This is a genomic window from Rhizorhabdus argentea (assembly GCF_037861105.1).
GTDB classification, from domain to species: domain Bacteria; phylum Pseudomonadota; class Alphaproteobacteria; order Sphingomonadales; family Sphingomonadaceae; genus Rhizorhabdus; species Rhizorhabdus argentea.
The window spans coordinates 60,584-84,103 of record NZ_JBANFK010000014.1; the positions used below are offsets into that span (position 1 = coordinate 60,584).

The following is a 23,520-nucleotide window of genomic DNA, read 5'->3' on the forward strand; positions in this document are numbered from 1 at the left end:
CGGCCCTGCGATCCGCGGTCGCAGCCAGACGGGGAGACGATGTTGCCGGTAAAGCTGATCCACACCCGCCGCTTCGGCGACGATCGCGGATGGTTCGTCGAATCCTATCATCGCCCGCGCTGGACCGCCGAGGGCGTGGCGGAGGCGTTCGTCCAGGACAATCACAGCTATTCCAAGCTGGCCGGCACGATCCGCGGCATCCATTTCCAGACCCCGCCGCATGCTCAGGCCAAGCTGGTCCGCTGCACGCGCGGCCGGATCGTCGACTATGCGGTCGACCTGCGCGCAGGCTCCCCTAGCTATGGCCGCCATGTCGCGGCCGAGCTGTCGGCCGACAATGGCGACCAGCTCTATATCCCGGTCGGCTTCGGCCACGCCTTCGTCACGCTCGAGCCCGATACCGAAGTGATGTACAAGGTGTCGGACGTCTATGCCCCGGAGTGCGACGGCGGGATCAGCTGGGATTGCCCGACCATCGCTATCGACTGGCCGTTGCCGCCGGAAGGCCCGGTGCTGTCGGCCAAGGACATGGCGTTGCCCGCGCTCGCCGGCTGGATTAGTCCCTTCGTCTATGACGGCGAGCCGCTGCTTCCAATAGAGCCGCTGTGAACGGAGAGACGATGCGTATCCTGGTCACCGGCGGCGCCGGCTTCATCGGATCGGCGCTGATCCGCCACCTGATCGGCGAAACCGGGCATGAGGTGCTGAATCTCGACAAGCTGACCTATGCGGGGGTGCTGAGCTCGCTCGCGCCGGTCGCCGACAGCCCGCGCTACCGCTTCGTGCAGGGCGACATCTGCGACGCCACGCTGGTCGGCCGCCTGCTGGCCGAGTTCCAGCCCGACGTGATCGCGCATCTCGCCGCGGAGAGCCATGTCGACCGCTCGATCGACGGTCCAGGAGCGTTCATTCAGACCAACATGGTTGGCACCTTCACGATGCTGCAGCAGGCGCTCGGCTACTGGCAGGGGCTCGACGCCGCGCGGCAGGCGGCGTTCCGCTTCCACCATATCTCGACCGACGAGGTGTTCGGCTCGCTTGGCTCCGAAGGGCTGTTCACCGAGAGCAGCGCCTATGATCCGCGCTCGCCCTATTCGGCGTCGAAGGCGGGATCCGACCACCTGGTTCGCGCCTGGGGTCACACCTATGGCCTGCCGGTGCTCGTCACCAACTGCTCGAACAATTACGGGCCCTATCATTTCCCCGAGAAACTGATCCCGCTGATCATCATCCGCGCGCTCGGCGGTGAGCCGCTGCCGGTCTATGGCGACGGCTCCAACGTCCGAGACTGGCTGTTCGTCGAGGATCATGCCCGCGCGCTGCGCACCGTGTTCGAGCGCGGCGTGCCCGGCGAAACCTATAATGTCGGCGGCAATTCGGAACGCCGCAACATCGACGTGGTGAAGGCGATCTGCACGACGCTCGACCGGCTCAGCCCGCGAGCCGACGGAGGGCGCTACGCCGAACAGGTGACCTTCGTCGCCGATCGCCCCGGCCATGACCACCGCTATGCGATCGACGCCGCCAAGATCCGCGATGTGCTCGGATGGGAGCCGCAGGTGAGCTTCGAGCAGGGCATCGAGCACACCGTGCGCTGGTATCTCGACAATCGCGGCTGGTGGGGCGACATCCTCGCCGCACGCTACGATACCGGCCGGCTCGGCCTGGCCAAAGCCTGACATGCGTAACATCCTTGTTACCGGCGGGCAGGGACAGCTCGGCCTCGAACTGGCGCGGCAGGACTGGCCCGCGGATATGTCCATATATTATCCCACCCGCGCCGAACTCGACATCGGCTCGCAGGCTAGCCTCGCGCTCTACCTGCGCGGCAGTCGCTTCGACGCGATCGTCAACTGCGCCGCCTACACCGCGGTCGACAAGGCCGAGCAGGACCGCGACGAGGCGATGCTGGTCAATGGCGAGGCGCCCGGCTGGCTGGCTGACAGTGGCATTCCGCTGGTCCATGTCTCAACCGACTATGTCTTCGACGGCAGCAAGGACGGCTTCTACGCCGAGGAGGACCCGGTCGCTCCGCTCGGCGTCTATGGCGCGTCGAAGCGCGAGGGCGAGCGCGCGGTGCTTGCGGGGCAGTCGCGCTCGGTGATCCTGCGCACCGCCTGGGTGCTGTCCGCCCATCGCGGCAATTTTCTCAAGACGATGCTGCGCGCCGCCGCGGCCAACCCGAAGCTGCGCGTCGTCGATGACCAGCATGGCTGCCCGACATCGGCGCAGGACATCGCGTCCGCCATCCGCACCATCGTGCTGCGGCTGGTCGACGACGCGCAGGCACCCACCGGTATCTACCATTTCGTCAATGCCGGCGAGGCGAGCTGGTGCGCCCTTGCCCGCGAGATCTTCGCGCTGAGCGCAGCGGCGGGCGGTCCTTCAGCGGAGGTCGAGGCGATCACTACCGCCGACTACCCCACGCCAGCGCGCCGCCCGGCCAACTCGCGCCTGTCGACCGCGAAGATCGCCGCCGATTATGGCATCCACCCCCGCGACTGGCGCGCCGCCGTCCGGGACATTATCGAAGAGCTGGTAAGGCCGGCGGGGGCGTGATTCGGTGAAGGGCATCATCTTGGCGGGCGGCTCCGGCACGCGCCTGCATCCCATGACGGCGGTCACGTCGAAGCAGCTGATGCCGGTCTATGACAAGCCGATGATCTATTATCCGCTGTCGACCCTGATGCTCGCCGGGATCCGCGAGGTGCTGGTTATCTCCACGCCGCGCGACACCCCCCATTTCGAGGCGCTGCTCGGCGACGGCAGCCAGTGGGGCATGGAGATCAGCTATGCCGTCCAGCCGAGCCCCGACGGCCTCGCCCAGGCCTATCTGATCGGCGCGGATTTCGTGGGACAGGCGCCGTCCGCGCTGATCCTCGGCGACAATATCTTCTACGGTCATGGCTCGACCGAGCTGTTCAAGAGCGCGGTCGCGCGCACCGAAGGCGCGACGGTGTTCGCCTATCATGTCACCGATCCCGAGCGTTACGGCGTGGTCGCGTTCGACGATGCGATGCGCGCGGTTTCGATCGAGGAGAAGCCCGCGGCGCCGCAATCCAGCTGGGCGGTGACTGGCCTCTATTTCTACGACGCCGACGTCGTCGCCATCGCGCGCGATCTCAAGCCGTCGCCCCGCGGCGAGCTCGAGATCACCGACGTCAACAAGGCCTATCTCGCCGCCGGCAAGCTCTCGGTCGAACTGATGGGCCGCGGCTATGCCTGGCTCGACACCGGCACGCCCGACAGCCTGATCGAGGCCGCCGAGTTCGTCCGCACCCTTGAGAAACGCCAGGGCTTCAAGATAGCGTGTCCGGAGGAGGTCGCCTATGATCAGGGTTTCATCGATGCCGCCCAGGTGGAGCGGCTCGCCGACGCGCTCGGCAAGAGCGCGTACGGCGCCTATCTGCGCCATTCGGTGCTGAAACGCTGATGCAGAACGCCCGCTATATCGCCGCCGGCCTCAGCGATGCCGACATGCTGTGGCTGCTCTCGATGGGCAAGCTGCGCGCCCTCAAGGCCGGCGAGAAGCTGGTCGTCGCCGGTAAGCCCATCGCCGACCTGTTCTTCGTGACGAGCGGCCTGCTCGGCGTGGTCCATGACGATGGCATCCGCATCGCTCAGCTGCTGCGCGGCGACGTGGTCGGCGAAATGTCCTTCGTCGAACGCCACGCGCCGCTGGTCTCTGTAATGGCAGACGAGCCTTCCGAGGTCCTGGCGATCCCCCGCAAGCTGATCCTCCAGCGCTTCGAGGAGGAGCCGGTGTTCGCGGCGCGCTTCTACCGCGCGCTGTCGGTGTTCCTGTCGGAACGGCTGCGCGAGACGACTGCTGCGGTACGGGTGGCGGCGGAGGACGAGAGCCGGGTCAAGGCCGACAGGGCGGCGCGGGCGCGGTTCGCGCGGCTGTTTGCGAAGTCGGGCCCGTGAGGCGGAGGCCACCGACCAGATGGATCTGCTGACCGCCCGCGATCCGCGGGACGGCCGCTCTGAACATTCTTAACAGCGGCGGCTTTCGGTGTCGTGCGCCTTGGCTCTACCAGGGATAGCCCACACGCCACGGCGCGCGGGCGTTCGATCTGAAAAGGGAACACTTCGTCGAGAAGCTACGGTAGAATTATCTTACGCTAAACGCCTCGGCCAGGCGGTGCGGTAAGGCTGATGAAATGCCTTATCCTGAGCGAAATGCCGGTAGCCCGTCCGCTTTCGACAGCTTTTTCATGGCTGGCTTCGAGTGCTCAAGCCAAGTTCGAAAAGACGGGCTGCGCCTCGATCTTATCGGGTCCACCGCGCATGATCTTCATGCTTTAGCTGACTATCGCCGCTGCACCGAACATGGACTGCGGTCGATAAGGGACGGCCTGCGCTGGCACCGCATAGAACGAACTCCAGGCAGGTATCGCTGGACAACCTGGTTGCCGATGTTGGAAGCCGCCGAAGAGGCTGGCGCTCAGATCATCTGGGACATTTTTCACTATGGCTCACCCGATTGGCTCGATCAGAGCTCGGACGAGTTCATAGAACGGTACAGCGCTTTTGCCGCTGAGGCGGTGCAGCTTCACCGCACGGTTACTGGCAAGGCGCCGATTGTGTGCCCGCTCAACGAAATATCCTTCATGGCGTGGGCGGTCGAGGTCGGATATTTCCCGTTCTCAGGCCCCAGGGAACTTGGTTGGTTCAAGCGGCATCTCGTAAAAGCCGCCGTGGCTGGAGTACGAGCGATGCGCGCGGCGGAGCCGGAGTGTCGATTTGTTTGGGCCGAACCGCTGATTCACGTCGCCCCTCGCGACCGCGATCGGGCTGAGATAGAGCGGGCAGAAGGATTCAGAAGCGGCCAGTTCGAAGTCTATGACATGCTGCTGGGGAAAACTTCGCCGGAGTTGGGTGGCTCGCCCGACACCGTGGATGTGATCGGTCTGAATTTCTATCCGCACAACGAATGGTACTTCGAGGGCCCCACCATTCCCATGGGGCATCATGAATATCGCGCGATGGCCGAGATGCTTGTCGAGGTACACCAACGCTATCAGAAGCCGATCTTCATCTCAGAGACCGGCTGTGAAGGCTCCGGTCGAGCAGCGTGGTTGCATTATGTTTGCGACGAAGTGCGGGAGGCGATTGCCCGCGGAGTGCCGCTCGGCGGCATCTGCCTTTACCCCATAACAGCCTATCCAGGCTGGGATAATCATCGCCACGCCGAGGTGGGCCTATTCTCGACGATCCTTGCTAATGGTGAGCGCCGCCTTTTTGAGCCGCTTGCAAGGGAAGTGACTCGTCAGAAGCATTTATTCGGACTGACGGGATAGCCGAACACTGGAACAAGAACATGGCAATCCATCTGGAGGTGGACGGGCCTGTCAGGGTTTCTGCAGATTCATGCTGTCGAGCGCTGTGCGCAGCCCGCGAGCAAGCTTCTCAGCGTTTTCATTCGCCCAGAAATGCATGAAGAACAGGCGCGGCTCGTCACCGAGCATGTGGTTGTGCAGCGCCGTCACCTCTATGCCGCCGCTTCGGAGAGCGCGCAGTACGGAATCCACCTCGCTGGCGGTCATGACGAAATCCCCGGTGATGGCCGCCTTGCCTGCGCCGGTCGGCTGGAAGTTGATCGCGGTTGCCGTGCCCATCGAAGCCGGAGCGGGCATCCCGTCCGCCATCAGCTTCTCAGCACGAGGAAAGGCGAACTGATAAACACCGCCATTTGCCTTCCCCTTGGCCCCCATGAGCCGGTCGATCGCGGCTGTGTCCATGTCCAAGGGCGCGGGTGGTTGTTGCGACGTAGCTGCCGGCGGTGCCAGCGGCGTGCGGCTCGCCGCCAGAGCATCGTGCAGCGAACGAGCCAGTGTAACGGCATCTCCATGCCCGCTGATATGCATGTACATGGTGGTGGGCGACGAACGCAGCAGGTGGTTATGGAGCGCGGTGATGGTGAAGCGGCCGGCCAGCAGCCGGCTCATCACGGGGTTGACCTCATCATCGGTGAGGACGAGATCACCCATGACCATCACGTCATCGCCCATCGGCTGGAAGGCCGCCCAGGAACCGAGCGCCAGCGCCGGCTTTATCGCCACGCCATCCAGGGTGACCGTCAAGTCAGAGCGAGGAAAGCCGTAACGGTGGACATCACCCGTCTGCTGGGTTCCGGGCCGCCCGATCGCTTGGTCTACCTTCGTCCAATCAGGCCCGGCCAGCGCCGGGCTCCCGGTCAAAAGCGCAGCCATGGCGGTGATCGCGAGCTTGTTCAGCATGATGTGTCTCCTCGGCAGATCGTTGACGCATTGCCCCTGAAGGGTCGTGCAGATCGGTGAGAGTCCGGCGCGAGCCGTAATTCATGACCTCGTCCCCCTCCATAAGATCGCGCGAGTCGCTCCATGCGGCAACGGCTACGAGAGATTGTGCCCGCTCCGCTTCATCGGTGCGATCAGGCGCGCGGCAGATGGCGCGGAACGGATCACTGTGGCTGTGGAGCTGGCCGAACATGTGGATCGGCTGCTTGGGAACGACAAGGCCTAGATGCCCGGTGCCACTGCGCGGTTGTGCGGCGGGAGGTGCCCGGCGGCGCGATTGGTGTTCACGAAAACTGGTCCAGGTTCGACGATTCGCAAGCGCCGTGCCGATCCGACATCCCTATCGCCTCGGCCACTTCCGCGATCGATGCAGCATCCAGAAACAGTCTCGGCGTATCCCAGTGATCGAGGCGGATCGGAGACATCATCGTGATGGTGGAACGCCTCTGGATCATCTCTTCCAATCTCATAAAGCGCGAAACCTGAGCCTCCAGCGGTCCGCAGGTCATGCGCGGAAAAACGAATGGGCTTGTCAGAACAGCGGATGTCCCGGGGTTGATTGCCATAGTTAGCTCCTTGAAAAGAGGAGCATTTATGTCAATTCAAGTAGAGAGATACTGATCCATGCAACTGTGATGGTCGATCACCGCAATTTTTTTGTACGACCATGGAGCCGCGTGCCTGACATAGTGGGCAGCGTTCAAGACCATCGCTCGCAGCTCAGCCGTAAGAGTGCGCAGATCAGCCGTTGCACCCTCTGGCTTCATGCGCCGCAACCATCACAACTCCTCCCACCCAAAACGCCGATCCAGTTTCGACAGCTGGCTGGTGAAGCCCTCTCTCTGCATGGCGGTCGTCGCGGCATCGTGCATCTGGCTCAGCGTCACGACCATGCGCACGCGTCCGTCACCGGCGGGAAAGAAGTCCACGGTGATCCTGCTGTCATAAGGCGCCACGCCGGGCAGGAAGTCGATGAGCTGAGTGAGGACCAGTCGCTCGTTCGGCTTATACTCGCTGAACGTACCGTGGCAGGACTGCGACGCAGGGGCGTCCATGCTCTCCATGGCGGTGATCGCCTCCGGGGTGTCGGCGACCATATCATAATGCAGTACGCCCCCCGGCCGGGCTTCGATGCGGTGGACGTCGGCGCGGAACTGTTCGGGCCCCCACCAGGATTCGAAGCCCTGCTTCGTCGTCCACAGCGCCCACAGCTTCTCGACATCGGCCTTGTAGGTCCGCTCGATGACGATGTTCGATGCGATCCGGTCAGTCATGCTTGGAGCTCCCTGGCGGTTGGCTGTCCTGCTGGCGAGCTTGGAGCGCGGCGCCGAAGCGGTCGAGCCTTGCTTCCCAGAGCGCGCGATATTTGGCGAGCCAGTCGTCCAGCTCGCGGAAAGGGTTTGGCTTCAGCGCGTAGAGCCGCCGCGGCCCATCTGCGCGCATCGTGACGAATCCCGCTTCGTTGAGGATGCGGAGATGCCGGGATACGCCGGATTGGTGGATGCCGATCTCGGCGACGATATCGTTGACCTGCCGCTCGCCCCGACTGAGCGCGTCGATCACGCGGCGGCGCGTCGGATCGGCCAATGTCTGAAAACTGTCTGAGTGCATTACTATGCATATGCACTATAATGCATATATAGGCAATCGTTCAGGCGGAGCAAATTACCCCTGCCATAGTTCAATCCCTGCTTCGAAGGCGACCCCAGCGGAAAGTGAGACAATGGCCCGCATCTTCATAACCGGCACCACCGATGGCCTCGGTCTCGCGGCGACGCGGACGCTCATGCTGGGTGGCCATGAGGTCGTCATCCACGCACGCTCGGCGGAGCGTGCCTTGGCGCTGGCGGAGCTTGCGGGCTATGCGGCGGGGCTGGTGGTGGGCGATCTCAGCAGCGCCGCCGAAACGCGCGCCGTAGCGGAGCAGGTCAATGCGATCGGGCGGATGGATGCGGTGATCCACAATGCCGGCGTCTACCGCACCGAAGGCCGCGGTTCGACCGCGGAGGGGCACGCCGTGCTGGTCGCGGTGAACATATTAGCGCCCTATATGCTGACGGCGCTGATCGAGCGGCCGCGGCGGCTGGTCTATCTCAGCAGCAGTCTCCATCGCGGTGGGGAGGGAGCGCTGGACGATATCGACTGGACGCGCCGCCCGTGGAACCAGGCCATGGCCTATGCCGGGAGCAAACTTCAGATCGCCGCGCTGGCCTTCGCGGTCGCGCGGCGATGGCCGGAGGTGCTGAGCAACGCGGTAGATCCCGGCTGGGTCCGCACCCGGATGGGCGGCGCTGCGGCACCGGTCGATATCGAGACGGGGCAACGGACCCAGAGCTGGCTCGCGGCCAGCGACGATCCGGCCGCGATGGTCAGCGGCCGCTACTGGTGCAATCTTGGGCAGGAGCAGCCGAGCGGGGAGGTCATGGACGTGGCTTTCCAGGACCGGCTGCTCGGCGAACTCGGCAAGCTTACCGGTGTGACGCTGCCGTAAGGCTAAGGTGACGATCGGCCAGCAGATATCGACTGCCGCGATACGGCCCGTTGCCGTGGGTTCGAGCATGCCGACGCGACCGGCCACTATGCGGGCGGCGCGTTCGGTGGTCAGTTTCGCAGCGCCGGTCGGCTCTCCAGCCATGCCCGCAGCTTGGCCATGAACGCCGGCGTCGCCGTCTCGGGTACCCGCGCGAGCCATGCGCGCGCCTCGTCGATCCGCCCCGCGTCGGCCAGCATGCGGGCATGGTTGAAGCGGCCGCGGAAATCGCCGCCCTCGGCCGCGCGTTCGTACCAGCGGGCGGCTTCCGCGAGGTCGCGCTCCACCACCCAGCCGTCCTCGTGGAAGCTGCCGACGAAATTCATCGCCTTGGCGTTGCCCATCGCTGCTGCGCGGCGGAACAGCGCGAGCGCCGCGGACTTGTCTTCGGCCAGGCCTTCGCCCAGCGCCAGTGCGGTCGCGTAATTATAAAGACCCCAGTCGAGTCCGCGGTCGGCGGCCGCCTTGAACCACTCCGCCGCGCGCGCCTTGTCGACCGGCACGCCCCAGCCGAGATCGTAGCAGCGGCCCATCATGTTGATCGCCATGGCATGGCTCTGGCGCGCGGCCTTGTCGAACCATCGGACCGCAGTCCGCGGATCGACGGCGACGCCCGTGCCGTCGAGCAGCATCTGGCCATAGACCGCCTGCGCCTCGGCGATGCCGCCCTCTGCCGCCACCGCCACGAAGGCGGCACGCTGCTCGGGCGGACCGGAGAGGCGGCGGGCGACCTCCTCGGCCGACATGGCGAGGATCGCTTCGATGGTGAGGACCTCGGTCACGGCTGCGAGCGCATGCCTAGTAGCCTGCCCCACACGTCATTCCCGCGGAGGCGGGAAACCACCGGCAAGCGCAGTCCGGACCTGTCGAATGCGGGCCAGGCCGCCGAGTGGATTCCCGCCTGCGCGGGAATGGCGGTGAAAGGATGATGCGGAGTTTCTTCACCGCCTCAATATTTGAAGCTGAGCGTCGCGAAGGCCGAGCGGCCGGCGGCGATGGTGGCGTAGTGCGAGGTGTAGACCTGGCTGAAATAGGTCTTGTCGGTCAGGTTCTGGATGTTGACCGCAAGGTCGATATTGTCGTTCAGCTTGTAGCCCAGCCTTGCGTCGAAGCGCCAATAGCTCGGCACTGCGCGGGCGATGGTCCGCGTTATCGGCGTCACCGTCACGACGCCCGCGCTTGTCTGGCTCGCGCGGCGGTCGTCGCCATAGCCGCCATAGACACGGCTCGAATAGAAGGCGCCACCACCGATCGATAGCGCCTCGGTCACCTTGTAGTTGGTCCACAGGGTGAAGCTGTGCTTCGCCGTCTGCGGGAAGCGCTTGCCGGTCATGGCTGAAGGCACCGCCACGCTCGTCGCGGCCGCCGGGCCATTGGCGGCGACGGTCAGCGCGGTGAAGCCGGCGTCGATGACCTTGGCGTCAAGATAGGTGTAGCCGCCGAAGACGTTCCAGTCGTCGGTGATATTGCCGTTGAAGCCGAGTTCGACGCCCCGGATGCGGCGTTCACCGATGAAGACAACGGTACCGGCGTCGCTGGTCGCGCGGGCGTTCCGGGTCTTGGTCTGGAACACCGCGCCAGTGATGGACAGGCCGCCGCCGAACAGGTCTGCCTTCGCGCCGATCTCCATAGACTTGGTTTTCTCGACCTTCAGGCTGTCCAGGATCGCAAGCGCCTGCGCGGTGTTGGCCGTGCCGAGACCGTTCTGCTCCTGGCCTTCGCCGATCAGGCTGTTCGGCGGCGTCGCGGCAGTCGCGTAGGATGCGTAGAGGCTGGTGTTGGCGGTCGGCTTGAAGATCAGGCCGACCTGATAGTTGAAGATGTCGTCCTTGCGCTTCAGCGAGAAGCTGTCGGTGGCGGCGATCGGCTGGCCCGGCCTAACCTTCGACTCGAAGCGATCGTAGCGCGCGCCGAGGTTGAGGATCAGCTGTTCGGTGAGCGTGATCGAGTCGAATGCGTAGATAGCCTTGGTGCTGGCGTCGGTCTGGGTTTCGGCGATCGGCAGGCTCTTGACGATCGGCGCGACGACGTTCGAGGTGTCGCTGGCATAGTTGATCCAGGCGGCGCGATTTTGCGGGTCGAACAGCGATACGCAATAGGCCCGTGCGATCGTTGTGGCGTTGCATCGCGGGCTGATCGTCGAGCCGGTCGACAGTATCTCATTGCCGGCGGTGTTGGTGAAACCGCGCGTCACGAAGGTGCCGCGGCGCGCCTTCTCCCACGACAGCTCAGTGCCGATCGCGAAGCTGTGCTTGATCGAGCCGGTGTCGAGCGTGCCGTATATGTCGGACTGGTTGACGATGCTGTCGCTATAGCCATAGCGGTTGTTCGACCGCGTCCAGACATAGCCGCCGCTGGTCACGTTCGCGCCGGTGTTGGTCGCGGTCGTCCCGAAGACGTTGCCGAGGCTGTCGTCGGGCAGCGTGAAGCTGTACGCCTGATAGTTGTGGCCGAAGCGCGATGTGTTGCGGATCTTGATGCCGTTGCCGAAATCATGCTCGATCCGCATCGTCGCCTGATCGGTCTTGCTGTCGCGGAAGTCGCGCTCCCTGATGCCATAGAAGCTGCTGCGACCGACATGGCCGGTGACGCCGCCCGCAGTGGTGACGTCGCCCAGCGCGGGCGTAGTGATCGTGCTGCCGAGAGGTGCGTTGCAGATCGTCGCCGAGCAGGCATAGAGGAAGGGCAGGCCGCTGTCGGGCAGTTCGTCGGTGTCGAGGTGATAATAGCTGAGCGTCAGCTTGGTTGGCCCGTCCATGCCGATCGTCACCGACGGTGCGATGCCCCAGCGCTTCTGGTAGATCGCGTCGCGCCCGGCGACATCCTGGTCGTGCCACATGCCGGTCACGCGGAAGGCGATCTTGTCGTTGAGGCGATAGTTCACGTCGCCGGTGATGCGCTTATAGTCGTCGGTGCCGTAGCTGCCGGTTCCCGCGAAGAAGGTTTCGCGCTCGGGCAGCTTGGAGATCACGTTCAGCGAACCGCCGGCGCTGCCGCGGCCGCCCAGGGTAGAATCCGAACCGCGCACTACCTGGATCTGCTCGACCGCGAAAATCTCGCGGGTCTGTGCGCCGATGTCGCGGACGCCGTCGAGATAGGTCGAGCCCTGGCTGTCGAAGCCGCGGATGAACGGCCGGTCGCCGATCGGGTTGCCGCCCTCGGCCGCGCCAAAGGTGATGCCGGGGACGGTGCGCAGCGCATCGACTAGCGTCGCGGCGCCGGTGTCCTTGATGACCTGCTTGTCGACCACCACGATCGAACGCGGTGTATCGAGCAGCGGCGCAACCGCCTTGGGGCTCTCGACGCGCTCGGCCTTATAGCCCTCCTCGTCGATCGCGGTGTCGGTGACCGTCATCCCGCCGAGCCGCTTTTCGCCGCCCGCCGGCTGGCCGCTGTCCTGCGCCAGCGCCGGTGCCGAGGCGATGAATCCGATGCAGCCCAGCGCGAGAAAGGCTGGAGTGTTGAGGCCGCATGCCTGGCGGTCGATCGATGACACACTATTTCCCCTCTCGGCGGCTGTTCCGCGGTTCGGGGAGGAGCTATTGATAATCACTCGCAAGAGTGTCAACAGCTTTTTTGATAATCGTTCGCATTTGGCGGACGTTAACCCCTGCCGCCCATCGCATCGGTGATCCGGTCGAACGTCGCCGGCAGATGCTGCCGGATCTCGTTGACGGTCTTGCCGAGCAGCGGATTGGCCTGGAATGCCGGCGAGGAGGTGGCGAAGGCGGCGGCGAGCAGGCAGCTGCCGAGCACCAGCTTCAGCGCCGCCTTGCCGCATTCCTGCCCTCGAAGGCTGCGCAGTCGTTCGAAATTCATGGCCAGCCAATCCCGCCTATAGCACTCCATAGATTTTCGAGGTGCGTAACGACCGAAAGCTAAGAGCTGGTAAAGCGCGGGCGGTTGCCAAGCCGGGGCCTGCGCCCCTATCTGATTTCCCGACACTCTCACCCCTGAACCCTGGAGCGCCAGCGCTTATGACCGCCACCCACTCGACCCGCATGCTGATCCTGGGATCGGGCCCGGCCGGCCTGTCCGCCGCGATCTATGGCGCGCGCGCCGGGCTCGCACCGATCGTGGTGCAGGGGCTCCAGCCCGGCGGCCAGCTCACCATCACTACCGATGTCGAGAATTACCCCGGCTTCCGCGACGTGATTCAGGGTCCCTGGCTGATGGAAGAGATGCAGGCACAGGCCGAGCATGTCGGTGCGACCATGATCTGGGACATGATCGTCGATGTCGACCTGAGCGAGCGGCCGTTCCGCCTGCGCGGCGATGGCGGCACGCTCTATGTCTGTGACACGCTGGTGATCGCGACCGGCGCGCAGGCGAAGTGGCTTGGCATCGAGGGCGAGCAGGAACTGGGCGGCAAGGGCGTGTCGGCCTGTGCGACCTGCGACGGTTTCTTCTATCGCGGCAAGAAAGTCGCGGTGATCGGCGGCGGCAATACCGCGGTCGAGGAGGCGCTGTACCTGACCAACCATAGCCAGGACGTGACGCTTATCCATCGCCGCGATTCGCTGCGGGCGGAGAAAATCCTGCAGGATCGGCTGTTCGCGCATCCCAATGTAAAGGTGCTGTGGAACAAGCAGGTCGAGCGCTTTGTCGGCGGTGAGGGCAATCAGGGCCTTGTCGCCATCGCGCTGAAGGACAGCGTCACCGGCGAGCCGTCGAGCCTTGCGGTCGATGGCGGCTTCGTCGCCATCGGACATCATCCGTCGACCGAGCTGTTCCGCGGCCATCTGGAACTGGACGAGGACGGTTATCTGATCGTCGAGAAGGGCGGCACCCGCACCAATGTGCCCGGCGTGTTCGGTTGCGGCGACGTGTCGGACAAGCTTTACCGGCAGGCCGTCACCGCGGCCGGCACCGGCTGCATGGCGGCGCTCGATGCCGAGCGCTTTCTCGCGGAGGCGGATTTCGAGGCGAAGGCCGAAGCCAAGGCGGCTTGAGGCGGGTTCCCCTCCCTTTCGGGGGGGGGCGGGGCGGGGAGCTGCTACCTCTTCGCCTTGCTCCGCACGAAGGCGACCAGTGCGCCGAAGCTTTCGAGCATCTCGCCATCGACCTCGTCGTCGTCGATGATGATGTGAAGCCGGTCCTCAAGTTCGGTGAGCAGCCCCGCCACCGCCATGGAATCGAGCTCGGGCAACGCGCCGAACAATGCAGTCTCCGCGGTGAACCCGGCGACGCGGCGCGCATCCAGCGCGAGCACGTCGACGAGCACCGCGCGGACCACCTCCCCAGTCAGATCAGGATCGGTCACGCTCACCTGTCAAGCCCCCTCCAGCCCTCGGCATCGCGGTCCAACTAGACGGATCGCGCAATCCGGACAAGGATTGGCATGCGAAATAAGCTAGCTGTTGCAACGATGCCCATTGATCTCGACCCAACCCCCCGCCCGCTCGATCATCTTGCGCTGATCGGCGCGCGCGATGCGCCCGCCCTTGTCGACAAGTCGGGGACGCTCGATCACGCAGGCCTGGACCGCGCCGTGGGCGCGGTCGCGGCAGGGCTGCGCGCCCGCCTGAGGCCGGGCGAGCGGGTCGCAAGCTGGGTTGCCAAGAACCGGCTGGCCTGCCTGTTGCCGCTTGCGGCGGCGCGCGCGGGGCTCGTACATGTGCCGATCAATCCCCTCCTCAAACATGGCCAGGTGGCCCATATCCTCGCCGACAGCGGCGCACGGCTGCTGATCGCCGGGCAGGGGCGGATCGAAACGATCGAGCCCGGCGACCGGCCCGAAGGCTGTACCGTGCTGGACGAGGCGACCGCCGAAGCCGTGCTGCTCGACGCCGGTCCGGCCCTGCCGCCTTCCTCGGTCGATCCCGACGAGCTGGTGGCGATCCTCTACACATCCGGCTCGACCGGCCGGCCGAAGGGGGTGATGCTCAGCCACGCCAATCTGTGGCTCGGCGCGGTGAGCGTCGCCCATTATCTCGGCCTTGCCACCGACGACCGCACTCTGGCCGTCCTACCGCTCAGCTTCGACTATGGGCAGAACCAGCTGCTCTCCACATGGGCGGCAGGCGGCTGCGTCTATCCGCTCGACTATCTCACGCCGCGCGATGTCGTCCGCGCGGTCGCACGGCATGGGATCACCACGCTCGCCGGAGTGCCGCCGCTGTGGATACAGGTCGCCGAATCCGACTGGCCGGCGGAGAGCGTGGCGCCGATCAGGCGGCTCACAAATACCGGCGGACGGATGAGCGTGCCGCTGGTGCGTCGCTTGCGCGCGCTGTTCCCACGCGCGCAGCTATTCTCGATGTATGGGCTCACCGAGGCGTTTCGCTCGACCTATCTCGATCCCGGTCTGATCGACAGCCATCCCGATTCGATCGGTTCCGCCATCCCCTTCGCCGAGGTGCTGGTCGTCCGCGCCGACGGCAGCGTGGCGAACGATGGCGAGGCCGGCGAACTCGTCCATGCCGGGCCGATGGTGGCGCAAGGCTATTGGCGCGATGCCGAACGGACCGCCGAACGCTTCCGGCCGGCGCCCGCCGCATCGCGCTATGGCGGGATGGCAGTCTGGTCCGGCGACACGGTGGTGCGCGACGCCGGCGGCCTGCTGCGTTTCGTTGGCCGCGACGACGAGATGATCAAGAGCCTGGGCACCCGTATCAGTCCCACCGAGATCGAGGAGGCAGCGATCGCCAGCGGGGCGGTGGCCGAGGCGGTGGCGCTCGGCATCGCCGACGAACGGCTGGGGCAGGCGATCCTGCTCTATGCGCGGCCTGTGGGGGAGGGCGCCGAACAGCGCCTCAACGATTGGTTCAGGCGCAACCTGCCTGGCTTCATGCAGCCCGCACAGGTGATCTGGCGCGACGAGCTGCCGCGCAACGCCAATGGCAAGCTTGACCGGGCCGCGCTGAAGGCGGAGGCGGGGGCATGAAAGCGATGGGCCCAATCCCTGCCGACTATGTCTGGCGAAACGGCGAGCTGCTGATCGGCGGCCGCACCGCTGCGGACTGGGTGGAGCTTGCCGGTGACACTCCGCTGTTCGTCTACGACCTCGCCATCGTGCGGGAGCGCATCGCGCGCTTTCGCGCTGCTTTTCCGGGCGTATCGCTTCACTACGCGATCAAGGCCAACCCCCATCCGCCGCTGGTGGGAGCGATCGCCGCTCTGGTCGACGGTATCGACGTGGCATCGGCGGGGGAGGCGCAGGTCGCGCTCGACGCCGGAATGGATCCGTTGCGCATATCTTTCGCGGGGCCGGGCAAGCGTGACCGCGAACTGGCAATGGCGATCGAGGCGGGGATCACGCTCAACCTGGAGTCCGCCAGCGAAGCCGAGCGCGCCATCGCCATCGGCCGGGGGATCGGACGGACGCCGCGGCTGGCGCTGCGCATCAATCCCGATTTCGAGCTGAAAGGCTCGGGCATGAAGATGGGTGGCGGCGCCAAGCCGTTCGGTGTGGATGCCGACCAGGCCGCGAGCATCATCCGCCGCATCGTCGCGGCCGGCGCAGACTATCGCGGCCTCCACATCTTTGCCGGCTCGCAGGCGCTCGATGCCGAGGCGCTGATCGAAGCGCAGCGTTCTTCTATCGCGTTGGCCGGCCGAATCGGTGAGGAAAGCGGGGTTCCGCCGCCGCGTGTCAATCTCGGCGGCGGCTTCGGAATTCCCTATTTCGCGACGGATACCGCGCTCGACGAGCATAGCGTGGGTGTCGCGTTGGCGGGGGCGCTCGGCGAACGGTCCTCGATCCTGTCTGATGCAGAATTTACAATCGAGCTCGGTCGCTGGCTGGTCGGCGAGGCGGGGGTCTATATGACGCGTATCGTCGACAGGAAGTTCAGCCATGGCGAAATCTTCCTCATCGTCGATGGCGGCCTGCATCATCAGCTTGCGGCGAGCGGCAATTTCGGCACCGTCGTCAGGCGTAACTATCCGATTTCGCTGATTAAAAGAACAGATTCGAACGCGGTCGAGGAGGTGTCGGTGGTGGGATGCCTCTGCACGCCTCTCGATCGCCTGGGAGACCATGTGGGGTTGCCCCGGGCCGAAGTCGGCGATGTCGTCGCGCTGTTCCTTGCCGGCGCCTATGGGGCGACGGCGAGTCCGCAGGCTTTCCTCGGCCACCCGCCGGCGCGCGAATTAACCATAGACGGAACTGAAATCGTGTGATTCCTAAGCATATGTTCATGGTTTATGTTTATGAAGCCATGTCTGGCGTATAGCGGGCGCGGGACAGTCCGCTGATGGGCGCGTTTGCCCTGGAGGAAGTAAGATGGCGTTCTGTGCTGCGATGAGGAAGCTGGCGGGGGCGATCATGCTAGCGGGCATGGTCTTCGCCGGACCGGGCCACGCCGCCGAGAAAGAGCTGCCGCCTGCGCCCTTCGTGCCGTCGGGCGCCATGCCGGGCGAGGATTATACGATCGGGCCGCTCGACGCGCTGACCGTCTTCGTCTGGCGCAATCCCGAACTCGGTGCGTCGGTCCAGGTCCGCCCCGATGGGCGGATTACCCTGCCGCTGATCAGCGACATGGTAGCGGTCGGGAAGACTCCGGCAAAACTGTCCGATGATATTCGCGATGCGCTGTCGACCTATATCAAGGATCCGATCGTGTCGGTGATCATCAACAATTTCTCGGGCACCTTCGCTCAGCAGATCAGGATCGTCGGCGCGGCGGAAAAGCCTGCATCGGTGGCCTATCGGGCGGATATGACCCTGCTCGATGCGATGATCGCGGTCGGGGGGTTGTCCGAATATGCCGCGGGAAATCGAGCGAAGCTGGTCCGGCACGATCCAGCGACCAACGTGCAGCAGGAGTTCAAGCTGCGGCTCGACAGCCTGCTCAAGCGCGGCGACATCAAGGCTAATGTGAAACTGCAGCCGGGCGATGTGATCATCATCCCCGAGAGTGCGTTCTAGGCCGATCGGATGACCGTGGGGGCGGCTGGCTAATCGATGGAAGCGATTTACACCGAGATCAGGATTGCGCTCTACGCCATCTGGCGGATGCGCTGGCTGGCGCTCGCGGTCGCCTGGGCCTTCTGCATGGTCGGCTGGATGATGGTGATGCGCGTGCCTGCCGCCTATGAAAGCAGCGCGCGGATCTCGGTGCAGGTCAAGTCGCTGCTTGGCGACGGCAGCGAGGGCGACGTACAGAAGGGGATCGATCGCGTCCGCCAGTCGCTGACCTCGACCGAAATATTGAAACGGGTCGTGCGTAGCGTCTCCAATGGAGAGCGGCCGTTGACCGCCGTCGAGGCGTTGTCGCTGATCGGGGCGCTGCATAGCGGCATCTCGATCACCGCGCAGGGCGAGGATCTGCTCGAGATCAAGACGCGCATCAGCCTGAAGGGCGTTTCCGAACAGCAGACTGCCTACATCGCGCGTAACGTCACGCAGAAGCTGATCGATATCTTCGTTTCAGAGAATTTGCTCGGTAACCGGGCCAGCAACAGCGAGGCGCTGACGTTTCTCGATGCCGAACTGGCGCGGCGCGCCAAGGAACTGGCCGATGTCGATCGTCAGCGGGCGCTGATCACGCAGCAGACGATGGGGTCGCTGCCCGGCTCGGGGACGCTCGACCAACGCATGGATGCGGCGCGCAACGAACTCGCGACGATCGATTCCAACCTGATGTCGGCACAGGGGTCGCTCGCCGCCATGAACGGGCAACTCGCGGCGACGCCACCGAGCATCCCGGCCGGCTCGGTCGGCGGCATCGACTCGCTCGATCAGCGCATCGGGCAGCTGCAGGGTCAGCTGTCCGAAGCGATATCCCGCGGATGGACCGAAAAACATCCCGACGTGATCGCGATCCGCGCCCAGCTGGCGCAGCTCCGTGCCGAGAAGGCGCGCGGCGGCAACGCATCGGTGCCGATGGCGCCGAACCCGGTCTATGTCTCGATCAGGTCGATGCAAGCCGAGCGCCAGGGCAATGTGTCGGCGCTGCTGGCACGCAAGAACCAGCTTGAATCGGCCGTCAACCTGATCGCCCAGCGCCAGCTGACCGCACCGGGGCAGATGATCGATCAGTCGAGGCTCGACCGCGACTATGATGTGCTGCGCGATCAGTACAACAAGCTGCTCACCCAGCGCGAGTCCGCCAAGCTGCGTGTCGATGCAACGGGCAAGACCGATGGCGTGCGGTTTCGGGTGATCGATCAGCCGTCATTGCCGAACCAGCCGGCCGCCCCGAACCGGACGATGCTGCTGACCGCGGTCCTGATCGCCGGGGTGGTTGTCGGCTCGGGCGTCGCCTTCGCCAAGAGCCAGCTGTCGAATGTCTATACGACCACCCAGCAGCTGGCCAAGTCCAGCGGCCTCCCTGTGCTCGGATCGATTTCCGAGGTGATCACCGCTGAAACGCGATTGATCCGCCGCAAGCAGATGATGTGGTTTTCGTCGGCCGCCGCCGGCTTGCCGGGGATGTTCATGCTGCTGATGCTGATCGAATTCGTTAAGCATATCATGGTATCCTGATCAGATGGATGGGCGGGACGATAGCGGCAAACAGCCTCCCAAGAAGCGCAGGGGACGCGGTTCGCTGATCGAGCGGGCCGGATCGGTCTACGACTTCGAGGCGGTGCTCCGCGCCCGCGTGGTAATGCCGGACAGCATCGCGGAAGGCACCGTCGTCGATGTTCCGCTGAACCCGCCGATGCCGCCCACGCCGATGACGTCGGCGCTGCCGGAGGCGGACGTCGCCACTATCACGGCGCCGCCGCCAAACGCCCTGGCCCTGGGCGGCGGCAACACCGCTTCCGCCGACGCCGTAGCATCGGCCGCCGACGAGCAGGCGGCGGCGCTGCCTTCGCCCGACATCGCCTATCGCACAGCCAAGGTGAGCCGTGCCGACCTGATCGACCAGGGCTTCGTCATGCCTGATGCGGCGATCACGGCGCTCGCGGAGGAGTTCCGCATCGTCAAGCGCACGCTGCTGCTGAACGCGATCGGGCCAACCGCGCTGCCGAATGGCCGCCGCATCCTGATCTGCTCGGCGCAGGCCAATGAGGGCAAGACTTTCTGCGCGGTCAACCTGGCATTGTCGATGGCGAACGAACGCGACATCGAAGTTCTGCTGATCGACGGAGACTTCGCGAAGCCGACGGTGTTGTCGACCCTCGGGATCGATGGGCCGGTGGGGTTGATGGATGCGCTGGCCGACACGGATATCGATGTCGAAACGTTGATCATCAAGACCGATGTAGGTAATCTCTCGGTGCTGCCTTCGGGAAAATACACCAATGAGGCGACCGAGCTGATCGCCGCCGATCGCACCCGCGCGATCATCGAGCGGTTGTCAGCCAAGCCGAACCGTATCATCCTGTTCGACAGCCCGCCCGCGCTCGCGGCCTCGCCGGCTTCGGTGCTCGCCTATCATGTCGGGCAGGTGCTGCTGGTGGTTCGTGCCGATCGAACCGGCGAAGCCGAGCTGCGCGATGCCGTGCTGCTGCTGGGCGGCTGCGAGGAGATTCAGCTTCTCCTCAACGGCGCGCGCTTCGCGCCGAATGCGCGCCGCTTCGGCAGCTACTACGGATATGAAGCGCCGCGATGAGCAGCGCCACATCGCGAGTTCTGCTGGGTCTCCTCGCCGGGAGCGCCTTTTGCGGCGCGGCCCATGCGGATCGCCCGGAGTTCGGCGCGTTCCTCGATCTGCAGCAGTTCGGCGAGATGCAGCTCAGCGGGGCCGGCGGCGATGACGTGACCTATAGCGAGGTATCGGGCGGCGCGACCGGCCGGATCAACAACCGGCGGATCGTCGCTTCGGCGAGCTACCGGCTGAGCTATCGAATTCCGGAGACCGGGGACATCAGCAAGAGCGTCTCGCAGGACGGCGTGATGCGCCTGCAGGCAAATGTGATCGACGAGTGGCTAACGGTCGATAGCGGCGCCATCGCCACTCGCAGCAGGGTCGCGGCGGGCGGCGCCGCGCCGCAGTTCGACTCCGCGAATCCTAAGAACCTGACCCAGACCTATTCGGTCTTCGTGCAGCCCAGCGTCGTCCACCGCATCGGCGACCTCAGCGTCACAGCCTCCTATCGCTACGCCTATACCCAGAACGAAAGCGGATCCACGGGCGGCGTCTTGACCGGGTTGCCCGCCGACAGGTTCGATAACTCCAAGGCGCAGCAGGGGAACCTCAGCCTTGGAATGGACAACAGTTCGCTGCCGTTCGATTGGTCGGTCAGTTCGCAATATCGGCGTGAGAATATCAGCAACCTGGCCAGGCATTTCCGGGCCTTCAGCACGACCGCGGAAGTGAAGGTGCCGATCACCGACTTTGTCGCGCTGGTCACGAGCGGTGGCTATGAGCAAACGCGCACTTCGCAGCGCCGGGCGCTGGTCGATCCGTTGACCGGCCTGCCGGTGCTCGGCAAGGGCGGGCGGTTCGTCGTCGATCCCGCGAGTCCCCGGCTGCTCACCTATGACATGGACGGTCTTGTCGGCGATGCCGGCATCATCTGGAAGCCGAGCCGCCGCACCCGGCTGGAGGCGCGCGCCGGCTATCGCTATGGAGGCCTGTCGATGAGCGGGCTGCTGGAGATGCACCCCAGCGAGCGGAGCGGGGTGACGATGGTCGTGACAGACCGGATCGAAAGCTTCGGGCAAGGCGTATCGGGAGGCTTGGCGGATGCGCCCGCCAACCTCGATCTCGGCCAATCGCTCGATCCCGCCAGCTCCTACCAGCACTGCCTGTTCGGCAAATCGCCGGGCACGGGCCGCTGCATTGGCGGCGCGCTCGGCCAGGCATCCGCCAACACTTATCGTGAGCGCGCGGCGAGCCTGATCTTCAACCATCGCATGCGCAAATGGAGTTTCGCGACGTCGCTGGGTTATAGCCGGCGGACCTATATCGATGATCCGGGCACGCTTTTCTCGCTGGACGGCGTGGTTGATCAGAGCTTCTTCGGCGATGTCGTTTTGACCGGGCAGTTGACGCGAAATTCGGGCGTCTCCTTTTCTTTCTCGGGTAATTTGTTTAAGAACGGCCAAGTGGGAGCATCGGATGTGCTGTCTGGGTCGTTTAGCAGCAACTACTATCGGACGTTCGGACGAGGAATAAGGGCGCAAGCCAGCCTGGCGGTCGAATCTTCGAAGCAAGACGGGGTTACAGCCGATGTGTCGGGTCGTGCGCAACTTGGCGTGCAGTACCAGTTCTGATGCCGCGCCGTCTCCGCGCCGGTCGGGAGGGTCGAATTGGACCATGATCCCTACGGCCTGAGCGACAGGCCGTTTCAGCTCACACCCGATCCGCGCTTTTATTTCGAAAGTGCAACCCACCGCAAGGCGATGACCTACCTCGGCTATGGACTGGCCCAGGGTGAGGGCTTCATCGTCGTCACTGGTGAAGTCGGAACCGGCAAGACAATGCTGGTGGGCCGGCTGATGGCGACGATCGATCGTGCGCGGCTGACGGCGATCAACCTCGTCTCGACGCAGCTCGAGGGCGAGGACATATTGCGGATCGTTGCGCTGGCGCTCGGCGTGGCAACCGATGTCGCGGCAAAGGGCCAGCTTCTCGCACGGATCGAGCGCTTCCTGCACGAACAGGCACGCAGCGGCAAACGTACCCTGCTGATCGTCGATGAAGCTCAGAACCTGCCGATGTCCGCGCTCGAGGAACTGCGCATGCTGTCGAATTTCCAGTTCGGCGGCCAGGCTCTGCTCCAGATATTCCTGCTCGGCCAGCCCGAGTTCCGGGACGCGCTGGGACAGCCGCGCTTTGAGCAGTTGCGTCAGCGGGTTATCGCCACCCATCATCTCACAGCGATGAATCCCGACGAGGCCGCGCCTTACATCATGCACCGGCTCGCCTGTGCCGGCTGGAAAGGAACGCCGCGCTTCACTCAGGACGCCTATCAGGCGTTCCACCGTCTCTCGGACGGAATCCCCCGGCGACTTAACATGCTGGCCGGACGCGTGATGCTGCAGGGCGCGATCGAGCGTCTGACGGACATCGACGGCGAGGTGGTCGAGGACGTCGCCGCCGATCTGGCAAGCGAAAGCATCATGCCCGCCGCGGGTCCGCAGCCGCTGGCCCAGGCGATGCCGCAGCCCTATCCCGATCTCCCCGTCGGCCAGTCGGTCATGAGCGCGGAGGCGCCAGCCTTTCCAGCGCCGGCAGCATTTTCGCCGCCGCCCGCCATTCCGGCCCAGCCATCCTATGACAGCTATGCACCGTTCGACGAGGAAGAGCCGCCACCGCCATTCGTGATGAACGGCGACCCCTTCGCTGCGCTCCCCGACAATGTCCCGCCGCCGGCGATCGAACAGCCGCCGCGTTATGACGGATTCGTACCTCCCGACGCGGTCGCGCCGAGCTCGCCGCTCGCACCGGCCCGCCCGCAATTGCGCGCCGTGGAGCAGGTGCCGGCGCCTGAGCCTGAGCCGGTCCCCTATTCTCCAGTGCCGCCGCAGGTGTATCGGCCGGCCGCCCCGCCGCCCGAGCCTGTCTATGAGGCGTTCGTCCCACCGCCGCAGCAGCCGACCTACGCAGCTTTCGCACCCACACCCCAACCGCCAGCCTATTCGCCCCCTGCCTATCAGCCTGCCGCGCCGCCTCCGGCTGCTTCGCCGGCCGCCGATGCGATCGATTATGCCGCCCGCAACGCCGAGCTCGAGGCGCGGCTTGCCGAGCAGGAGGCCATCCTGCGGCGGACTCTGTCGCTGCTCGTCGAACTGGTCGAAAATGATCCGCGGTCGCCACAGGATCCGCAGGGGAGCGGCAGCGGCGGCAACCAGGATGCGGCCTGACC

23 protein-coding genes are annotated in these 23,520 nt (G+C 65.0%); 15 read left to right on the forward strand and 8 right to left on the reverse strand.

Features of this window, described 5'->3' with window-relative positions; genetic code table 11:
* Window positions 1-42 precede the first annotated feature (42 nt).
* From rfbC to AAC645_RS13625, 6 genes are all read left to right on the forward strand, one after another.
* On the forward strand, window positions 43-609 hold the full coding sequence (gene rfbC, locus AAC645_RS13600; RefSeq protein WP_340316805.1) for a dTDP-4-dehydrorhamnose 3,5-epimerase: 567 nt from the start codon (window positions 43-45) through the stop codon (window positions 607-609).
* Between the two features lie 11 nt (window positions 610-620).
* A complete protein-coding gene (gene rfbB, locus AAC645_RS13605; protein WP_340316761.1) occupies window positions 621-1,679 on the forward strand; it encodes a dTDP-glucose 4,6-dehydratase in 1,059 nt (352 codons plus the stop codon).
* 1 nt (window position 1,680) lies between these two features.
* Window positions 1,681-2,559 (forward strand): dTDP-4-dehydrorhamnose reductase, encoded by an 879-nt coding sequence (gene rfbD / locus AAC645_RS13610; RefSeq protein ID WP_340316762.1) that lies wholly within the window; start codon window positions 1,681-1,683, stop codon window positions 2,557-2,559.
* A gap of 4 nt (window positions 2,560-2,563) precedes the next feature.
* Window positions 2,564-3,433 (forward strand): glucose-1-phosphate thymidylyltransferase RfbA, encoded by an 870-nt coding sequence (gene rfbA / locus AAC645_RS13615; protein ID WP_340316763.1) that lies wholly within the window; start codon window positions 2,564-2,566, stop codon window positions 3,431-3,433.
* A complete protein-coding gene (locus tag AAC645_RS13620; RefSeq protein WP_340316764.1) occupies window positions 3,433-3,927 on the forward strand; it encodes a Crp/Fnr family transcriptional regulator in 495 nt (164 codons plus the stop codon). Before rfbA ends, AAC645_RS13620 begins: the two co-directional genes overlap by 1 nt.
* A gap of 236 nt (window positions 3,928-4,163) precedes the next feature.
* A complete protein-coding gene (locus tag AAC645_RS13625) occupies window positions 4,164-5,303 on the forward strand; it encodes a glycoside hydrolase family 1 protein (RefSeq protein ID WP_340316765.1) in 1,140 nt (379 codons plus the stop codon).
* Between the two features lie 51 nt (window positions 5,304-5,354).
* Here AAC645_RS13625 and AAC645_RS13630 read toward each other — a convergent pair whose 3' ends face one another.
* From AAC645_RS13630 to AAC645_RS13645, 4 genes are all read right to left on the reverse strand, one after another.
* On the reverse strand, window positions 5,355-6,242 hold the full coding sequence (locus AAC645_RS13630; RefSeq protein WP_340316766.1) for a DUF1259 domain-containing protein: 888 nt from the start codon (window positions 6,240-6,242) through the stop codon (window positions 5,355-5,357).
* 323 nt (window positions 6,243-6,565) lie between these two features.
* Window positions 6,566-6,847 carry a hypothetical protein gene (locus tag AAC645_RS13635; RefSeq protein WP_340316767.1) on the reverse strand — a complete coding sequence of 94 codons (282 nt, stop codon included), beginning with the start codon at window positions 6,845-6,847 and terminating at the stop codon, window positions 6,566-6,568.
* A gap of 213 nt (window positions 6,848-7,060) precedes the next feature.
* Entirely contained in the window at window positions 7,061-7,555 is a 495-nt protein-coding gene (locus tag AAC645_RS13640; RefSeq protein WP_340316768.1) for an SRPBCC family protein, read from the reverse strand.
* Window positions 7,548-7,892 carry an ArsR/SmtB family transcription factor gene (locus AAC645_RS13645; RefSeq protein WP_340316769.1) on the reverse strand — a complete coding sequence of 115 codons (345 nt, stop codon included), beginning with the start codon at window positions 7,890-7,892 and terminating at the stop codon, window positions 7,548-7,550. The genes AAC645_RS13640 and AAC645_RS13645 overlap by 8 nt, the downstream gene beginning before the upstream one ends.
* A 112-nt stretch (window positions 7,893-8,004) precedes the next feature.
* Here AAC645_RS13645 and AAC645_RS13650 point away from each other — a divergent pair, with 112 nt between their 5' ends.
* Entirely contained in the window at window positions 8,005-8,772 is a 768-nt protein-coding gene (locus AAC645_RS13650) for an SDR family NAD(P)-dependent oxidoreductase (protein ID WP_340316771.1), read from the forward strand.
* A 110-nt stretch (window positions 8,773-8,882) separates the two neighbouring features.
* Here the strand turns inward: AAC645_RS13650 and AAC645_RS13655 are convergent, their stop codons facing one another.
* From AAC645_RS13655 to AAC645_RS13665, 3 genes are all read right to left on the reverse strand, one after another.
* Complete coding sequence (locus AAC645_RS13655) at window positions 8,883-9,593, reverse strand: tetratricopeptide repeat protein (protein WP_340316773.1); 711 nt, start codon at window positions 9,591-9,593, stop codon at window positions 8,883-8,885.
* 167 nt (window positions 9,594-9,760) lie between these two features.
* Window positions 9,761-12,307, reverse strand: a complete 2,547-nt coding sequence (locus tag AAC645_RS13660) for a TonB-dependent receptor (protein ID WP_340316774.1) — start codon at window positions 12,305-12,307, stop codon at window positions 9,761-9,763.
* A 107-nt stretch (window positions 12,308-12,414) separates the two neighbouring features.
* Window positions 12,415-12,630 (reverse strand): hypothetical protein, encoded by a 216-nt coding sequence (locus AAC645_RS13665; RefSeq protein WP_340316776.1) that lies wholly within the window; start codon window positions 12,628-12,630, stop codon window positions 12,415-12,417.
* A 158-nt stretch (window positions 12,631-12,788) separates the two neighbouring features.
* Between AAC645_RS13665 and trxB the strand changes: the two genes are divergently transcribed.
* Complete coding sequence (gene trxB, locus AAC645_RS13670; RefSeq protein ID WP_340316777.1) at window positions 12,789-13,763, forward strand: thioredoxin-disulfide reductase; 975 nt, start codon at window positions 12,789-12,791, stop codon at window positions 13,761-13,763.
* A gap of 44 nt (window positions 13,764-13,807) precedes the next feature.
* On the opposite strand, the gene AAC645_RS13675 is transcribed toward trxB, so the two are convergent.
* Window positions 13,808-14,074 (reverse strand): acyl carrier protein, encoded by a 267-nt coding sequence (locus AAC645_RS13675; RefSeq protein WP_340316779.1) that lies wholly within the window; start codon window positions 14,072-14,074, stop codon window positions 13,808-13,810.
* Window positions 14,075-14,179: 105 nt separating this feature from the next.
* Between AAC645_RS13675 and AAC645_RS13680 the strand changes: the two genes are divergently transcribed.
* The 7 genes from AAC645_RS13680 (at window position 14,180) to AAC645_RS13710 (ending at window position 23,518) form a co-directional block, all read left to right on the forward strand.
* Complete coding sequence (locus AAC645_RS13680; RefSeq protein ID WP_340316781.1) at window positions 14,180-15,697, forward strand: acyl-CoA ligase (AMP-forming), exosortase A system-associated; 1,518 nt, start codon at window positions 14,180-14,182, stop codon at window positions 15,695-15,697.
* Window positions 15,694-16,935, forward strand: coding sequence for a pyridoxal-dependent decarboxylase, exosortase A system-associated (locus AAC645_RS13685; protein ID WP_340316783.1), 1,242 nt, complete (start codon window positions 15,694-15,696; stop codon window positions 16,933-16,935). The genes AAC645_RS13680 and AAC645_RS13685 overlap by 4 nt, the downstream gene beginning before the upstream one ends.
* Before the next feature lie 103 nt (window positions 16,936-17,038).
* Window positions 17,039-17,683, forward strand: a complete 645-nt coding sequence (locus AAC645_RS13690; protein ID WP_422785837.1) for an XrtA/PEP-CTERM system exopolysaccharide export protein — start codon at window positions 17,039-17,041, stop codon at window positions 17,681-17,683.
* Window positions 17,684-17,719: 36 nt separating this feature from the next.
* Window positions 17,720-19,243 carry an XrtA system polysaccharide chain length determinant gene (locus AAC645_RS13695; RefSeq protein ID WP_340316785.1) on the forward strand — a complete coding sequence of 508 codons (1,524 nt, stop codon included), beginning with the start codon at window positions 17,720-17,722 and terminating at the stop codon, window positions 19,241-19,243.
* A gap of 4 nt (window positions 19,244-19,247) precedes the next feature.
* A complete protein-coding gene (locus AAC645_RS13700; protein ID WP_340316787.1) occupies window positions 19,248-20,318 on the forward strand; it encodes an AAA family ATPase in 1,071 nt (356 codons plus the stop codon).
* Window positions 20,315-21,925, forward strand: a complete 1,611-nt coding sequence (locus tag AAC645_RS13705; RefSeq protein WP_340316788.1) for a porin family protein — start codon at window positions 20,315-20,317, stop codon at window positions 21,923-21,925. The genes AAC645_RS13700 and AAC645_RS13705 overlap by 4 nt, the downstream gene beginning before the upstream one ends.
* Window positions 21,926-21,961: 36 nt before the next feature.
* Window positions 21,962-23,518, forward strand: coding sequence for an ExeA family protein (locus AAC645_RS13710; protein WP_340316789.1), 1,557 nt, complete (start codon window positions 21,962-21,964; stop codon window positions 23,516-23,518).
* The last annotated feature ends 2 nt before the right edge of the window (window positions 23,519-23,520 follow it).

Excerpts from the sequence above, each read along its gene's own strand:
- rfbB (WP_340316761.1), top strand. The coding sequence starts at position 621 with ATGCGTATCCTGGTCACCGGCGGCGCCGGCTTCATCGGATCGGCGCTG.
- rfbD (WP_340316762.1), top strand. The coding sequence starts at position 1,681 with ATGCGTAACATCCTTGTTACCGGCGGGCAGGGACAGCTCGGCCTCGAA.
- AAC645_RS13625 (WP_340316765.1), top strand. The coding sequence starts at position 4,164 with ATGCCTTATCCTGAGCGAAATGCCGGTAGCCCGTCCGCTTTCGACAGC.
- AAC645_RS13690 (WP_422785837.1), top strand. The coding sequence starts at position 17,039 with ATGGCGTTCTGTGCTGCGATGAGGAAGCTGGCGGGGGCGATCATGCTA.
- AAC645_RS13620 (WP_340316764.1), top strand. The coding sequence starts at position 3,433 with ATGCAGAACGCCCGCTATATCGCCGCCGGCCTCAGCGATGCCGACATG.
- AAC645_RS13700 (WP_340316787.1), top strand. The coding sequence starts at position 19,248 with ATGGATGGGCGGGACGATAGCGGCAAACAGCCTCCCAAGAAGCGCAGG.
- AAC645_RS13665 (WP_340316776.1), bottom strand. The coding sequence starts at position 12,630 with ATGAATTTCGAACGACTGCGCAGCCTTCGAGGGCAGGAATGCGGCAAG.
- AAC645_RS13635 (WP_340316767.1), bottom strand. The coding sequence starts at position 6,847 with ATGGCAATCAACCCCGGGACATCCGCTGTTCTGACAAGCCCATTCGTT.
- AAC645_RS13650 (WP_340316771.1), top strand. The coding sequence starts at position 8,005 with ATGGCCCGCATCTTCATAACCGGCACCACCGATGGCCTCGGTCTCGCG.
- AAC645_RS13680 (WP_340316781.1), top strand. The coding sequence starts at position 14,180 with ATGCCCATTGATCTCGACCCAACCCCCCGCCCGCTCGATCATCTTGCG.
- AAC645_RS13695 (WP_340316785.1), top strand. The coding sequence starts at position 17,720 with ATGGAAGCGATTTACACCGAGATCAGGATTGCGCTCTACGCCATCTGG.
- AAC645_RS13630 (WP_340316766.1), bottom strand. The coding sequence starts at position 6,242 with ATGCTGAACAAGCTCGCGATCACCGCCATGGCTGCGCTTTTGACCGGG.
- AAC645_RS13685 (WP_340316783.1), top strand. The coding sequence starts at position 15,694 with ATGAAAGCGATGGGCCCAATCCCTGCCGACTATGTCTGGCGAAACGGC.
- AAC645_RS13640 (WP_340316768.1), bottom strand. The coding sequence starts at position 7,555 with ATGACTGACCGGATCGCATCGAACATCGTCATCGAGCGGACCTACAAG.
- trxB (WP_340316777.1), top strand. The coding sequence starts at position 12,789 with ATGACCGCCACCCACTCGACCCGCATGCTGATCCTGGGATCGGGCCCG.
- AAC645_RS13645 (WP_340316769.1), bottom strand. The coding sequence starts at position 7,892 with ATGCACTCAGACAGTTTTCAGACATTGGCCGATCCGACGCGCCGCCGC.
- AAC645_RS13705 (WP_340316788.1), top strand. The coding sequence starts at position 20,315 with ATGAGCAGCGCCACATCGCGAGTTCTGCTGGGTCTCCTCGCCGGGAGC.